Origin of the sequence: Enterococcus sp. DIV0840, assembly GCF_050527835.1 — a bacterium.
GTDB lineage: Bacteria > Bacillota > Bacilli > Lactobacillales > Enterococcaceae > Enterococcus_L > Enterococcus_L ureasiticus.
Map to the genome: position 1 here is coordinate 2,540,642 of NZ_CP172876.1, position 13,893 is coordinate 2,554,534.

A 13,893-nucleotide genomic window follows, 5' to 3' on the forward strand; every position below is an offset into this window, starting at 1 on the left:
TCACCAATTGTGGTATCGATATCATATCGTCATAAGAATAAATCCACCTACGTGGATTTACGCTCAATTAATGATAAAATAAGTTCTTTTGTATTTACTTCATAGGTTGCGCCTTCGATCAGAGCAACCATTAATTTCGTTGCTTCGATTCCTAATGCCGTTGTTGGCTGATTGATCGTAGTTAGAGGAACGGCAATAATACTCGTACTCGGTTGATTATCGAAACCTAATACCGCCAAATCTTCTGGTACCCGTAATCCTTGCTGAAGCACTTCTTGGATGATCCCAATACCAACTTCATCACTACCACTAAACACAGCATCTGGTCTGTCATTTTTAGGTAAAGCGAGTATTTCTCTCGCTACTTTTCGACCGTCATCCATGTTATGGACTTGTTTGAAGATCCACTTATTTTTGATCGACAAATCATGTTCAGAAAGTGCCCGTTCAAAACCTTTGGTTCGTCGCTGCCCATGTCCGCCTATGGTTAAATTCCCGCCAGTACAATAGGCGATTTTACGGTAGCCTTTTTGAACGAGATAATTAGTTGCTTCATAACTGATCTCTTCTTGATTGGTCGAAATGTTTGGAATATTTGTTCCTTCAAGTTTTTCATTGCACAATACGATTGGACCATATTTCGAATAGTTTTCAATCACTTGTGAATCGCTTTCAATGGATGTCATAATTACACCAGCGACAACTTGTTGTTTTAGATACTCTAGCATTTTCAGCTCTGCTTTTGGATCATCATATGTTTGCATGATCAACAACTGATAGCCCTGTTCTTTAGCTTGCTTTTCGATTGCATCGACTAAATAAGAAAAAAATGGATTGGTGATTCTTGAAATCAGCACACCGATCGTCGTACATTTTTTTGAGCGAAGTTGTGTCGCTATCGCACTCGGTGCATAGTTTAGTTCATCCATTGCTTTTTGGATTCGTTCTTTTTTATCATCAGAAATATATGGATGATGGTTTAAAAAACGAGAAACTGTCGAAACCGATAAACCAGCTTTTTTTGCAACATCTTTGATTGTGGCCATCTTTTTCTCCTTCGTGTGATATCGATATCATAAATATAAAATACATTCTTATTTTTGTCAATGCCAAAATGAAAGACAAACAGATCAGCGTCGATAACTTCTTACTTTAGCAGTTTTTCAAAAAGTCCAGTCCGCCATAAAAGAAAAACAAAACAACCAAGTGTCATCACAATAAGAATAATTTGAACTGTCGTTGAAAAATGGACGCCGAAAAAGATACAAGTAAGAATTGAACCAAGGATCATAGCGGATAGTTGTTCTGATAAAAAGCCATATACTCGAATTTTCTGCTCGTATGTATCTTTTTTTAGCTTATCAACCATTCTGTAATCCTCTTTAATTAATTCATCCAAAGAAACATCATAAAAATCACTTAGATTCAATAATTTTTCTATATCTGGATACGTTTTTCCAATTTCCCAATTAGAAATTGTTTGTCTAGATACATATAATTTTTGAGCCACTTCTTTTTGAGTATAGCCAAGCTGTTCTCTCTTTTCTTTTAAAATTTCACCAATTGTCATTTTGATCACCTCACATTTATTATCACGTAAAAAGAGGAAAAAATCACGCAAAAAAAGCTTGCACTAAAGCAAGCAAAATAAATTGGCACCTTTAAAATAGCGGGTTCTATAACTTTTAAGACTATTCGAAATACAAGAGTACTTTCCTAAAACATCAAGACAGATAATTTATGAAAACCACTTTTGAGCTCAGTTATTTTTGACTGTTTTTATATTCTTCTTCTACCTGATTTAATAAAGGACGTACGTAATTTTCAACTTTTGGCTCTACATTCATACGCATCATAAACTGACTAGGTGTTTCAACAAATCCATTCATAAGACTATCTTTATATTCCGTAACTAAAAATTGACTTGTCTCTTTTATTTCTTTCATATCCATTATTCTTCCAACTTTCTATTCTTTTTTTGACCAATGTAATGCAAGTAAATAACCTGTAATTGCCATGCCGATAAAGAACATGATTACGCCTAAAATAGTCAAAACTGGTTCAAAAATAGCCCATAAAAGCACTGTGATCAACCAATTCGTCACGCCCCATAACACATTTGTCGTAGCTTTTGCAGGCTTTTCCCATGGTACATCCCACTCTTGTGCCGTGATCCCTTTAACAAAATGAGGAATTCCATTCGCAAATATTATGCCTAATAATAAATATAAGATCAAAGCCATTTCAATATCATTCCTACCTCAATTAAATTTCTATACTGTTTATTATACTCGCTTTTTTAAAATAAACGAACAATAATTAGTCATTCCCGTTTTCCTTTCAAGCAAAAATAAAAACTGTATAAGCAGCTCCTCTAATACTAGCTACTTACACAGAATATTTTACACTCGTACTTCAGGTTTTCCCTTATAACGCTCGATATAATGTCGCTCTAACCAACCTTGTCCCCAGCCGATCGCCACACAAAGCAGCCAATAAATAACGGCCACCAAAATATACATCGACATATAGTCAAAGGTTCTTCCACCAACAATTTTTGCTTTTTGAAAAATATCAGGAATCGTGATCATTGCAGCTAATGACGTGCCTTTTAACAAATCCATCGCAACATTTCCTAAAGCAGGAATCGAAATCCGAAATGCTTGCGGCAAAATAATTTTACGCATCACTTTTCCAAACGGCAACCCTAACGCATAAGCCGCATCCCATTGCCCTGCTTCCACTCCTGCGATCGACCCTCGATAGATTTCGGCAATAAAGGCGCTGCTCGTCAAACTAAAACAAATACACGCTGCCGTTAATGCACTTAATTGATAAGGCAAACCAAAATACAAAAGAAACAACAAGACCAAACCTGGAACTCCTCGTAAAAAGGAAATATAAAGACGCACAAACCCTCTGACCACTTTCGACGGCAGCATCCCTAATACGGTCAAAAGAATACCAAGAATATTTCCCATCAAAAACGTCACTAAGCTGATCCCAATCGTATAAGGCAAACCAGTTAGAATAAACGGAATAGAATCAATCATTAATTGAAAATCAATTTTTGGTATATACATCTATTCTGCTGAAACACTTTCTGTCACTTTTTCTTTCGGCTCAACAGAAACATCTGTTTGGAAATACTTCTCAGAGATTTTTTTCATGGTTCCATCCTCTTGTATCTCTTTTAATGCGCCATCAATTTTTTTGCTTAATGCTACACTGTCTTTTTTCATTAAAAATCCAGTAAAGTTTGCATTAAAATAGACATCCTCTAAAATTTTCACTGGAATATCTGGTAACGCACCTACAGACATTTTCTGTAAATAATAGTCGTTCAAAATGACATCCGTCCGACCATTGGCAACATCTGTTAAGTATTGATCGTTTGTCGCATTATCGTAGGATACCAATTTTGCCCCATATTTTTCGGCTATTTTCATGTAGTTCGTATTTGGCTCTCCAGCGGCTTTTTTGCCTTTTAAATCTTCAAGAGAAGCAATCCCAGAATCATCACTTTTTCGAACGATCATACTGTCAAACGAATACTTGATTGGAGATGATAAGATGAATTTTTTTCCTCTATCCCCCGATAAACCAAAATCATTGGCCGCTAAATCTGATTCCCCTTTATCCACTGAAGTGATTTGCCCATCGACATTGTATTCTTTAAACACAACATCGAGGTCTAAACGCTTAGCAACTTCTTTGATCACGTCTACATCATACCCCGTTAATTTATTTTCATCATTATAATAAGAAGAGGGGAATAGCGTTCCTGAGGTCGCAACGGTTAATTTCTTTGCATCCTCTACTTTTTTCCAGCTTTCATCTTTTCCAGCCGTCTTATCTTTTGGTCCACCACAAGCGACTAACACTAAAATCAATGCAACAATACTAAAACTAAAAAATATCTTCTTCATTTGAACCTCCTATGATTCACGATAAAATTTTGGTAATAAGAATTTCTGTTCTTGCTCAAATAACTTGCCAACTTGGAACAAGAGATCTTCTCTGCCTTTTGATGCCATAAATTGAATGCCTAGCGGTAAACCTGATTCAGCTATATGAGTAGGCAAACTAATGGCTGGTTGTCCTGTTAAATTTGCAAGCTGGGTAAAAGGTGTAATTGCCAAGCTCTTTTCAAACATATCATAAACTAAGTCTTGTAACTGTAATACAGATAAGGATTCTGCCTGTGCTAAGTCTTTGCGGATTTGATCACTTTGCAACTCAGCATCGATTTTTGGGGCGATATCTGCTGTGGTCGGTGTTAATAGTAAATCATAGCTATCAAATAATTGCTCCATCTTATACGCCGCTTGATCCCACAGTTGAAGCGATCGTGTATACTGGCTTGCTGGTAAACGTAATCCATATTGGTAAATCCCCCAAGTCATCAATTCCATGTCTGACTTAGTAAGCATTCTTTGAAATCCCTGTTGTATCTCTTCAAACATTGCAGCCGTTTCTGCGCCATTCATTAGATAATAGCTATCGATCAATTGACGACCGTTCACAGGATAAGGAATTTCAGTTACTTCATGTCCTTGTTGTTCTAAAAAGGTTGTTGCATTACGAATTGCTTTTATCGCCTCAGCTGAAACAGATGTCCCAACCGGAGATTCTGTTAGAAACGCAATTTTCAATACCTTTTTCTCTGAAGCTGATTGATGAGTCCACTCTGCTTTTGGAGCTAGATACGGTGCAGCTTTTTCTGTTCCACGTAAATGATAGAATAGTGTCTCCGTATCTCTCATAGAAACAGTTAAAGCAAAATCGATCGAAGCTCCTTGCCAACCACGCCAACCATTAGGACCAACTGGCATACTGCCCCGTGTTGGTTTTAGACCAACCAACCCACTAAAAGATGCTGGAATCCGAATCGAACCACCGCCATCACTTGCTCCAGCAATTGGAAAAAGACCACTAGCTACTGCTGCTGCCGCACCTCCACTTGAGCCACCAGGTGAATGATCAAGATTCCACGGATTTCTAGCAGGTCCATAAATAGCTGGATCAGAAATATTTTTAAAACCAAACTCAGGAGCATTCGTTTTTCCTAAAGGGATGAAGCCTAATCGTTCCAAGCCTTTGACAAAGTTATCCGTAGAAGCGGCACGATTTTCTTTAAATAAACGAGAACCAGATGAAGATTTCATTCCTGCTTTGTCTTGACCTAGCATTTTTAAAGGAATAGGTAAGCCAAAAAAAGGACCAGTTTCTGCTCCTCTAGCTTCGTATTGTTTTTTCGCTGCTTTTACATCCCAATCGACAAATGCATTTAGTTCAGGATTTAGCTTCTTTACTTGTTGCGCTCGAGCATCGATCCATTCTATCACACTCAGTTTTTTCTCTCGAAATTGTGTTGCATAGTACAAGCCGTCTTTCATGATCATCCCCCTTATATCCCGATGATTTTATTATACAGGTATTGTTGGATTCTTATGTTGATTTTGCTTGGGTCTTTTTTTCATGAAAGCGGCTGAAGTTAAAACGGGATACCCTTATATGTTTTGTCATCTTGTTTAGAGTGAAGACAATAGTTTATTTTCTTCTTTGATTCTTAAATACAAACAAATACTATACGGAACGATGAAAACTAAGAATGTGATCCACGCATGAAATAATAACGCTACGCCGACTAATTCGGGAATTATGTTTAAAAAATAATTTGGGTGTTTGATATATTTAAACAACCAATTCGTATTTAATTCATGATTTTCGGCAATGACAAGTTTAACTGTCCAATATTTCCCTAAAGACTTGATGACTACGATTAAGGCTATAAATGAAACAAGTAAAAGAAACATGCCAATATAGCTGATTACATCCATCTTAACGCCTTTGATAATCCCCTCAAAAAAAGCACTAAAATAAAACAAGGTGTGCAAAATAGCTAATAGTTTTGATACCTTTTGGCCGTACTCTTTAGCACCTGTATCAATTAATTTTTTTTCATGACGTTTGGAAATAAAAAGCACAACTATTCTAAATACCGCTATAATAAAAAATAACATATACAAACTTTTATCCATCAATCATCCTCCTTACTAATTTTTGTTGATTCAGGTCTTATCAAACATGAATCTGGTTTCTTGACATTACTTTTTTTACTCAATATTTCAATTACATTGTTAAACTAAGCAATAAACAAATAATGAAAGACATCGCAACGACACCAAAATGAAGCAGCTGTTGTCTAGTGCCACCGATAAAATCTGGTGTCTCATGCTTGTAGCTTGGGTTAACAGATTTGATATTATAATCTAGCGTGCTACTGAAAAAACATCTGACGGAATCATAAAAACTAACATGATGCCATAGATAATAGCTGTAATAGTTAAAATCGATAGTTTGATCCATATGCTTGCTAAGGCTCCTAAGACTAGGGGAACTAGTATGTAAAGTGAACAAATCATCAGTTGTTTTTTTACGTTTTTCTTTTTCATATAGTTACCACCCTTTTTCGTAACGCTCCTTTTAAGACTTACTTCAATTATTTTAGAATGTAGTGAGAAGGGCTTAGGTCTTACAACCTAAACTATTCTATTGGACTATTTTGAGCCGATAATTCATCGATCTTTTGTTTGTGTAATAGAATTAAGTCTTTAAACTCTTTAACCGTTATACTATTTTTATCTGTATTAGAATCGACTTTCGTACCGTTCTCATCTATACCTATTTGCCCTGTTACTATCGTCCCATCTTGAGATACTAAAATTCGATCTGAATCATCATGATCCATTTCTACAAGATTGATAATTTCGTCTGTATTTGGTCCGTTAAATGTTTTGTATATCGTTTCAGCGTCAGCATTTTTAAGGTCAATTGAAAAGGCTTCTGTTTTTTTCGCACTTAATTTTTTCTTGAAATGTTCAATTGATTCTTTGTCTAGTTTTTGGTTTTTGAGTTTTGTTTCTTCGTTATGTTGAGACTGTGCTTTTGTTTTGTTATAGACAGTAAATGTTACAAAACTGATTAGTAAAAGTAATGAAACGCTGACTAAATAGATTTTCTTTTTCATGTGGATTTCATCCCTTCTTTGTATAACCTAAAATTCTTATTAGGCTCTCTGTTGCAAACCTTATTTTAATTCTACAGGTTTGAGTGCGCTTTGTGTACTCTTAAATTGAAAAAAGTAGGACAATAATCAGTTTTTTTCGATCATTGTCTTACTTTTTTTATTTTTCGTCTTAATTTTTATCGTTTTAACTCTTCTCATGCATCAATTGCTTAATCTTATCAGTTCCGTTCCTGCTTTATCCCATAAATCATTCATCATATCATAATACTCATCATCCATTACAACATCCACGAGCATTTTCGTTTGATTGCCCACAGGCTCAAATAGATAGTGCTCAAGCATTTCTGCAAATTCAGGAACTTCCACATACTTACCATCTGTAACTTCTCCTAAGAATGCGAATTTGATTTCTTTTTCTGGTTCAAAAACGACCACTTTAGAAACCAAGCCATTCCCTGTCTCATCAACAAATGAAATCGTTTCGTTCAATTTCATCTCACCAGAATAGGTTGATCCTGCTTGAAAAGCAGCCGCCCATCGTTCATATTTGCTACGATCTACGACAAGCTGCCAAGCCTTTTCGGGAGCACAATTAAGTAAGAATTCTTTTTTGATATGTTTCATTGTAAATCCTCCATTTGCATCTTATTGTTGAGATTTTTTAGTATATTAGTCTGTATATAGTATAACATGTAAGCGGAATCAATATAGTGTTATGCGTACTGCTATATTCTCTGTTTCATTTTTTGTTACTTCGATTTAGTTTAAAACCAGCAATACCTCGTCTCATATCCGATAGTACTTAACCAAAGAGATTCAATCTTTGGCAAAGATATATCTTACCATCATAATTTTCCTGAAATGACAAGTATATCATGCCAATCAGGCTTTTTAAACGAACGATTTCACTTTTATATAGCTGTCATTCGAGGGTGAAAATAGTCTTTTGAAAAATTTTTTGTATTTTTTCTTATATATAAGGGAGCTGTTTTTGGTGTTATTTAATGCCCTTAGTATGAAAATTATGTTGCGTGTTCGTAATTTTTTTTGGCATACTTAGAAGGTAGACTAGAACGAGGAAGCCTTCACTCTTCGGTCATCAAATAATTGCTGTGATTTGTACTAAAAAACAGCTCATTATGAAATGAACTGTTTAAATCAGACTATAAAAATAACTTAGTACATCAATATTCAGCAACATCTACAAGCTTCTTTCATTATCCCTAAAATCTATAGGTTTCTTGAATCCTCTTAAGTTACTAAAAAAATGGTAGATGATTCTGTTGTAAAACCTGATAATTGTTAAATGCGGTCGAGATAACGAACAATTGAATTATTCATTATGTTCTAAAATTGATCGATCATTTAACGGTTGAACCTCTCTATTATTGTGTGAATACAATTTTTTGAAGTCCTCGATTTGAGCTGAAGATACTTCGACTGGCTCTTTCATTACATACCATTCCACATTTTCATTTAGTGGCGGCGTAGTCAACGAACCTAAATAATGATAATAGCTTCTATTAGACGGAATCATGTAATCTAAGTCGCTAATTGGATCGTTTTTATCATTATTTACATCATCCAAAACTTCTTGAAACCCTTTGTTTTCGGTACCTTCCTTAAAGAATACCCCGATAACTGCAATCCGTCCATCTTGGGCAGTGTTTACAAAATGTGCTTCGATTGGATAATGTTTGCCGTCAACGGTATGTTCACTTTCTGCATGAAAATGAAACTGACTTAATGCAAAGTTTCGTCCATTGATCACAGATGTACCACCATCTGTAATTTGAACACTATGACCATTATTCTCAGCTTTTGTAATTTCTTTTCCATAATCAATTGTAATTGTTCCAGTATCTGGTGTCATTACCTCAGCTTTTTTAGTAACGATATCAATAGGTGACTGCATCTTTCCAGCAGAGAATTCCCAATCTTTTTGATCATCATAATCAATATGCTCAGATTTTTTTGCATGTGTTGTTGATTCTGTTTTAGCATCTTTCTTATCAGATGCGTCACTAGTACTTTTGTTTGATGTACAGCCAACAGCTAAAACAGCTGTAAAACTTAAAAGTAATAGAGAGAGTGCCTTTCTTTTCATTTTCCATCCTTCTTTCTACAAAATACATTTCATTATACCTTATTTATTAGAAAGTGAAAATATTTTTTAATATTCAATCGGCTTCAACAAATTTAATATCATACTCTTATTTACCTTTATAAACCAATAAGATATACTGTTTTATTATTCTAAATCCCTTTTAAAGAATTTATACTCTGTTTTCTTTACTTATATTCTCTAATTTAAACTTTCATTACCTTAATATTTCACTCACCTTATTTTTACTTTTTAATCAGATCAATAGATACTTATCTGATAAAAAGGTGAAAATCGTAGTTTTACAATCCCAATCACATCTCGTTGATCAACTAAACCATAGTAACGACTATCTGTGGCGTAGTTACGGTTATCTCCAAGCACAAGATATTTGCCCTTTGGAATAATGCCATCTGTTGTTCCTAAAATAGCACTGGAATCAAAATCTTCGGTAATCATTACATCATCTATTTTAGCTTGCGCTACCTTTTTCTGTAAAAAACGTTCTACAACAAGTCGTCCATCGACGTAAAGTTCATCCTTGGAATAGAGTATTCGTTCTCCTGGCAACCCAATGACTCGCCGTAAGGAGGCCCCATTTCCATCGGGTTGCTTGAAATAAATCAATGAAAAACGTTTGGGCGTACCAAGTCGATCCACATATACACGATCGCCTTCATTCAACGCTTCCCTCATCCCATATCCTTCATTTTTGGGCAATGCAAAAACAACTTTGGAAAGTAGAAATAAGCATAACAATACAATCAAAAAAGTTATGCCTAATTCTTTACAGAGTTCTTTAAGAAGTCGTTGTTTCTTTCTTCTTTTTTTATTCTTAGTCCTTACTTTCTTTTTCGTCATTTAGCTTCACAGCCATTTCTTAACATGTTATTTCTTTTGACTTAACGCTGATTCATTCACATTAAAATACGTAAAAACCTTTTTTTGAATTGTTTTGACTTTTTTTATATCTGCTAAATAATTGTCATAGGTTGTTTTTTCCTGTAGACTTTCGATCGATTGATTGTTCAAGTTAAGACCTAATTCTTTCATTTGCGTATAATACCTATTTAACAGTTGCTGTCCGTCTACCGTTAGCCTTGGATCAGCGTAACGAACCCCAAAACCAGAAAGTTTTGCTGCTAACTCACGCAAATTTTTTCTTGTTTTTTCAACATTTGTGGTTCCTTCAATTGTTCCTAACTGCTCAGATGTTTTGTTTAATAAATAATACCCTTCTACGATAGCGTCAGAGTCACGATTTCCTAGATTAGTGGCTTGATGATAGCGGGAAAATGCGGCGCCTCCTGCTAAAATCACCCCTAAAATCAAGAAAATCACTCCTGATTGCATCTGTTTTTTACTTTTTTGCTTCAATAAATGGATTTTCTTTTTTAAAACTCTGCGTTTCTTTTTATTTTTTGTTCGACGTTGTTTTAATACTAGTCTCTTTTTCTTCGTTAAAAAATAAGAAATTAGGAAAACAATCGCAAAAATAATACAGAGGATTGCCGTTGAAAGTATCCCAATGAATAGCCAATCTAATATCGACATGTTTCTATCCTCCAAAAATAATTAATTATTTACTCTATTTCAATACCCTTACATTTTCACTTTTAATCCCCATTTTGTGCTACTATCTTTTTTTGTTACTTGATTTCTTTTTCTTTTTTGTTTTCTTTCGATTCTTTTTTCTCAAGAAACGAACCGCAAAGAATATAATCAATATAATCCCTAACGCACTAACGACCACTATAATGATCACTGTCCAATTTATACGACTCTCCTGTAATAAACTAACATCTTCTTGGTTAAACTTATCTGCTTCTTCATTTGTGATCTCGAAGTTCTGTTCCCAAGTCCATTTACCATCATTTTCTGTTGTGATTACAACATGAGCCACATACTCACCTGCAACCATTTTTTCACCATTCATTGGAACTGGAAAATTAATTTGTGAATTAGGCGCCATTCTCATTTTATTTTGTTTTGTATCATAAAGAACTTCACTCGACCCTTTTTTCATGACTTGAACATCCACGGTCATATCATCGATGTAGGCAGGTTGTGTATTTGAATAATTGATGAACACTGCGTTTCGGTAATTTTGCTGATCAGCGAAAACTTTATTGAGTTTTAGCTCAGGCGTCATCGTAGTATCTGTTTCGGTCAAAATCATTCCCACCATATAGCCATATTCATTTTTGATCATCGCTTTTTGACTTTCCGTCTGCCCTTTTTGGATCATGTAGATACCACCAGAAATCACGCCGTCATATTGGGATTCTGGCATTTTTATGTTTAATTTGTATTCTACACTTTGTTTTGCAGGGATCTTAACTGTTTTTTCACCTTTTACCAAATCGGCAAAATCATACTTAAGCGAATCATCTTTTTCTAATTTAGATGGGCCGTATTCGATTACACCATTTGTATTTGTCTTTGCACTGTTAAGCGCTACGTCTACTGTGATTTCTTCAGCTGAACTATTGTTCATTTTAATGGTAACGGTTTGTTCTTGACTTGGTGTCATTCGGAGATCAAAATAGCCGACATCTTTATTGTGTTGATTTTCAGGCTGAATGACTTTATATGTGAACCCACTTCCATCTTCTTGTGCTGCTTGTCCTGTTGTAGGTAAAATACCGATTATCAAACCTATGTATAAAATAACTGCAAAGCATATTAAACTCGTTTTTTTCATTATGATTGCCCTTTCTTAAAAAGAGGAACAAGTACGCCTAATACAGGCGGACTTGTTTGTTCTCTTTCATCAATACTTTTTATCTTTTACTTGAATTATCTTGCGTCAGCAATTGTCCAAGTGATTGTTGAAGAATAGCTGCTGCTTGTTGATAATTTATTTCCTTCGGCTGGAACCCATAATTTAACTGAATCATCTGCCGTATTATCTGTCGTATCTCCGAATTGTAAGGTAAATTGACCAAAACCTTTATCATCTGCATCTTGTGTCACAAATGTTGCAGGAGTTGTACCATCTGTTTCAACAGTTTGTGCTGCTGCAACGCCAGCTTCATTTACTTGATTCTGATCGGCTGCATTAACTAATTTCACATTGCTAAATTTCAATTGCGCTGCTTTTAGCTCTTGATTTTCTGTATTTGTAAACGTAGTTGCTTTAGCAGTTACTGTGTGTTTATTTGCTTTGTTATCTGCACGTGTATCTTTAAACTGAACGAAATTTGGACTAGCAACTTTAGTACCGTCTTTGTATTCAATTTGAGCAGCTTTTGCTGAATATTCCCAACCACTTCCAGATGCTGGCGTTACTTTATTATCTGTACCAAAATCTAAATCCGTTACTGCAATCACTTTTAATGGTCCTGTTGCTGGATTGACTGGCGGAGTGACAATTGGATTTTCTGGATCAACTGGTTTTGTTGGGTCAGTTGGATCTGTCGGTGTGTCTACGCCATCATCTTCTAAAAAGTTGATTGAACCTTTTCCGCTGACTTGTAGCGGGTTTTCCTCTGCTGCTTGTACTGCATTTGGCACTGCTACTGTTGCTCCTAGTACTGCTAATAGCGTAGCTGCGCATAATTTGTGTGTTAATTTCATTTGTGTTTCCTCCTAGAGTTTTTATAATTTATGGTAGCTCGGATAAAATCCAAGTTAACACCGTTTGGTAGTTGCCCGGCTCTTTTTCTGTTTTACCGGGTACGAATAAAGAAATTGCTTGATTCTCATAGATTGGTTGATTATTAAATGCTGGATCTACGATTGGATTATTCTGTTCGCCCAATTTAGGCCTTAATGTATCTGCCTGTTGATTGGTATTCGTAACAGATGCTCCAAAGGCAATTGCCCAGGTTCCCTCACCTTTTTTCGGCTTGGCTTCAGCTAAGTTATAGACTTCACCAATATTCGAAAGACGAATCACTTCTTTTGAAACCGTAGGTGCGGTTGTTTGGTCATTTATGGAGTTTGCCCATGATTTGTCAAAGGACAGCACTGCTCCTTTTAACTCCTTGCTTTTCGCCGATTGATTCTGGAACTGCGTTTCTTGCTTTAACTGTAAAGTCCAGCCTTGGCTGTCGTTTCGAAAATCGGATACTTGTATAAAGTTCCCTCTCGCTCCGGTATCATCATTGAAAAGTTGGGCATTTCCGTAATACGTTTGATCCTGTTCAGAAATCGTTGCATCCCAAAAGGTAATTTGAGGGACAAAATCAATCCTCAATAGATTATCTGTATGAGGACTGCTCCCTGGATCAGCAGGTTTTTCTGGATGTTCAGGGTCCATCACTTGCAGTGGTTGCTTCCCACTAAATTGGATGGTTCCTTCACCAGAGTAATTCGACTCTTCTGCTTGACTCGTCACTGGAGTCATTAACAGAAGGAGAAATAGTAAGCAGCAGATGAGTAATTTTTTTTTCATCTTATCCACACTCCCTTTTTACGCGTTTTCGCTTCTTCCAAAAGAAGACGATCAACGCAATTAGGATAAGTGCGCCCCCTGTGAAGAGCATGCTAACTTTTATTAAATCCCCAGTATTTGGCAATCGTCCTGTCGGCTTCTTGCCAGTGTTTGGAAGTTCACTACTTGAAGAATCATTGTGTGTTGATTCCTTTGTTTGAGCGGTTGAGGAATCTGATTCTTTAAGGACGATTCCTGCATTTGTCTGTACTTGTCCACCCTCCTCAGCTGCTGCCTCATTGATCGTACCGAAAGACACGGCAATAAAAATCAAAGGAGTTAGAACAAAACAAATCATTCGCTGTTTTTTCATCGTTG

Annotated in this window: 18 protein-coding genes; all 18 read right to left on the reverse strand. The window is 35.7% G+C overall.

Translation table 11 applies throughout. From position 1 onward, the window contains the following. Positions 1-47: 47 nt before the first annotated feature. A complete protein-coding gene (locus IGL98_RS12135) occupies positions 48-1,046 on the reverse strand; it encodes a LacI family DNA-binding transcriptional regulator (protein ID WP_206846548.1) in 999 nt (332 codons plus the stop codon). 101 nt (positions 1,047-1,147) lie between these two features. Beyond that, positions 1,148-1,570 (reverse strand): helix-turn-helix domain-containing protein, encoded by a 423-nt coding sequence (locus IGL98_RS12140; RefSeq protein ID WP_206846550.1) that lies wholly within the window; start codon positions 1,568-1,570, stop codon positions 1,148-1,150. A gap of 193 nt (positions 1,571-1,763) precedes the next feature. Then, positions 1,764-1,952, reverse strand: a complete 189-nt coding sequence (locus IGL98_RS12145) for a hypothetical protein (RefSeq protein WP_206846551.1) — start codon at positions 1,950-1,952, stop codon at positions 1,764-1,766. Between the two features lie 15 nt (positions 1,953-1,967). Next, positions 1,968-2,243 carry a hypothetical protein gene (locus IGL98_RS12150; protein ID WP_206846552.1) on the reverse strand — a complete coding sequence of 92 codons (276 nt, stop codon included), beginning with the start codon at positions 2,241-2,243 and terminating at the stop codon, positions 1,968-1,970. A gap of 159 nt (positions 2,244-2,402) precedes the next feature. Continuing rightward, a complete protein-coding gene (locus tag IGL98_RS12155) occupies positions 2,403-3,083 on the reverse strand; it encodes an amino acid ABC transporter permease (RefSeq protein WP_206846553.1) in 681 nt (226 codons plus the stop codon). Continuing rightward, entirely contained in the window at positions 3,084-3,929 is an 846-nt protein-coding gene (locus tag IGL98_RS12160) for a transporter substrate-binding domain-containing protein (RefSeq protein ID WP_206911717.1), read from the reverse strand. It lies immediately after the preceding gene. A gap of 9 nt (positions 3,930-3,938) precedes the next feature. Next, positions 3,939-5,399, reverse strand: coding sequence for an amidase (locus IGL98_RS12165; RefSeq protein ID WP_206911718.1), 1,461 nt, complete (start codon positions 5,397-5,399; stop codon positions 3,939-3,941). Between the two features lie 135 nt (positions 5,400-5,534). Then, on the reverse strand, positions 5,535-6,044 hold the full coding sequence (locus tag IGL98_RS12170) for an isoprenylcysteine carboxyl methyltransferase family protein (protein WP_206846556.1): 510 nt from the start codon (positions 6,042-6,044) through the stop codon (positions 5,535-5,537). Between the two features lie 91 nt (positions 6,045-6,135). After that, complete coding sequence (locus tag IGL98_RS12175) at positions 6,136-6,372, reverse strand: hypothetical protein (protein WP_206846557.1); 237 nt, start codon at positions 6,370-6,372, stop codon at positions 6,136-6,138. Positions 6,373-6,550: 178 nt separating this feature from the next. Further along, a complete protein-coding gene (locus IGL98_RS12180) occupies positions 6,551-7,033 on the reverse strand; it encodes a hypothetical protein (protein WP_206846558.1) in 483 nt (160 codons plus the stop codon). Between the two features lie 201 nt (positions 7,034-7,234). Then, on the reverse strand, positions 7,235-7,657 hold the full coding sequence (locus tag IGL98_RS12185) for an SRPBCC family protein (protein WP_206846560.1): 423 nt from the start codon (positions 7,655-7,657) through the stop codon (positions 7,235-7,237). 709 nt (positions 7,658-8,366) lie between these two features. Next, entirely contained in the window at positions 8,367-9,140 is a 774-nt protein-coding gene (locus IGL98_RS12190; protein WP_206911719.1) for a carbonic anhydrase, read from the reverse strand. A 258-nt stretch (positions 9,141-9,398) separates the two neighbouring features. Continuing rightward, positions 9,399-9,998 (reverse strand): signal peptidase I, encoded by a 600-nt coding sequence (gene lepB, locus IGL98_RS12195; RefSeq protein ID WP_206911720.1) that lies wholly within the window; start codon positions 9,996-9,998, stop codon positions 9,399-9,401. Between the two features lie 27 nt (positions 9,999-10,025). Next, complete coding sequence (locus IGL98_RS12200) at positions 10,026-10,691, reverse strand: hypothetical protein (protein WP_206846563.1); 666 nt, start codon at positions 10,689-10,691, stop codon at positions 10,026-10,028. Positions 10,692-10,773: 82 nt separating this feature from the next. After that, positions 10,774-11,841, reverse strand: coding sequence for a DUF916 and DUF3324 domain-containing protein (locus IGL98_RS12205; protein WP_206846564.1), 1,068 nt, complete (start codon positions 11,839-11,841; stop codon positions 10,774-10,776). 95 nt (positions 11,842-11,936) lie between these two features. Then, the gene (locus tag IGL98_RS12210; RefSeq protein WP_206846565.1) at positions 11,937-12,716 is read right to left on the reverse strand and encodes a WxL domain-containing protein; all 780 of its coding nucleotides are present in this window, start codon (positions 12,714-12,716) and stop codon (positions 11,937-11,939) included. A 28-nt stretch (positions 12,717-12,744) separates the two neighbouring features. Continuing rightward, positions 12,745-13,536, reverse strand: coding sequence for a WxL domain-containing protein (locus IGL98_RS12215; RefSeq protein WP_206846566.1), 792 nt, complete (start codon positions 13,534-13,536; stop codon positions 12,745-12,747). A gap of 1 nt (position 13,537) precedes the next feature. Next, complete coding sequence (locus IGL98_RS12220) at positions 13,538-13,888, reverse strand: LPXTG cell wall anchor domain-containing protein (protein ID WP_206846569.1); 351 nt, start codon at positions 13,886-13,888, stop codon at positions 13,538-13,540. Positions 13,889-13,893 lie beyond the last annotated feature (5 nt).

Coding starts and splice junctions, on each gene's coding strand:
- IGL98_RS12135 (WP_206846548.1), bottom strand. CDS start 1,046: ATGGCCACAATCAAAGATGTTGCAAAAAAAGCTGGTTTATCGGTTTCG.
- IGL98_RS12140 (WP_206846550.1), bottom strand. CDS start 1,570: ATGACAATTGGTGAAATTTTAAAAGAAAAGAGAGAACAGCTTGGCTAT.
- IGL98_RS12145 (WP_206846551.1), bottom strand. CDS start 1,952: ATGGATATGAAAGAAATAAAAGAGACAAGTCAATTTTTAGTTACGGAA.
- IGL98_RS12150 (WP_206846552.1), bottom strand. CDS start 2,243: ATGGCTTTGATCTTATATTTATTATTAGGCATAATATTTGCGAATGGA.
- IGL98_RS12155 (WP_206846553.1), bottom strand. CDS start 3,083: ATGTATATACCAAAAATTGATTTTCAATTAATGATTGATTCTATTCCG.
- IGL98_RS12160 (WP_206911717.1), bottom strand. CDS start 3,929: ATGAAGAAGATATTTTTTAGTTTTAGTATTGTTGCATTGATTTTAGTG.
- IGL98_RS12165 (WP_206911718.1), bottom strand. CDS start 5,399: ATGAAAGACGGCTTGTACTATGCAACACAATTTCGAGAGAAAAAACTG.
- IGL98_RS12170 (WP_206846556.1), bottom strand. CDS start 6,044: ATGGATAAAAGTTTGTATATGTTATTTTTTATTATAGCGGTATTTAGA.
- IGL98_RS12175 (WP_206846557.1), bottom strand. CDS start 6,372: ATGGATCAAACTATCGATTTTAACTATTACAGCTATTATCTATGGCAT.
- IGL98_RS12180 (WP_206846558.1), bottom strand. CDS start 7,033: ATGAAAAAGAAAATCTATTTAGTCAGCGTTTCATTACTTTTACTAATC.
- IGL98_RS12185 (WP_206846560.1), bottom strand. CDS start 7,657: ATGAAACATATCAAAAAAGAATTCTTACTTAATTGTGCTCCCGAAAAG.
- IGL98_RS12190 (WP_206911719.1), bottom strand. CDS start 9,140: ATGAAAAGAAAGGCACTCTCTCTATTACTTTTAAGTTTTACAGCTGTT.
- lepB (WP_206911720.1), bottom strand. CDS start 9,998: ATGACGAAAAAGAAAGTAAGGACTAAGAATAAAAAAAGAAGAAAGAAA.
- IGL98_RS12200 (WP_206846563.1), bottom strand. CDS start 10,691: ATGTCGATATTAGATTGGCTATTCATTGGGATACTTTCAACGGCAATC.
- IGL98_RS12205 (WP_206846564.1), bottom strand. CDS start 11,841: ATGAAAAAAACGAGTTTAATATGCTTTGCAGTTATTTTATACATAGGT.
- IGL98_RS12210 (WP_206846565.1), bottom strand. CDS start 12,716: ATGAAATTAACACACAAATTATGCGCAGCTACGCTATTAGCAGTACTA.
- IGL98_RS12215 (WP_206846566.1), bottom strand. CDS start 13,536: ATGAAAAAAAAATTACTCATCTGCTGCTTACTATTTCTCCTTCTGTTA.
- IGL98_RS12220 (WP_206846569.1), bottom strand. CDS start 13,888: ATGAAAAAACAGCGAATGATTTGTTTTGTTCTAACTCCTTTGATTTTT.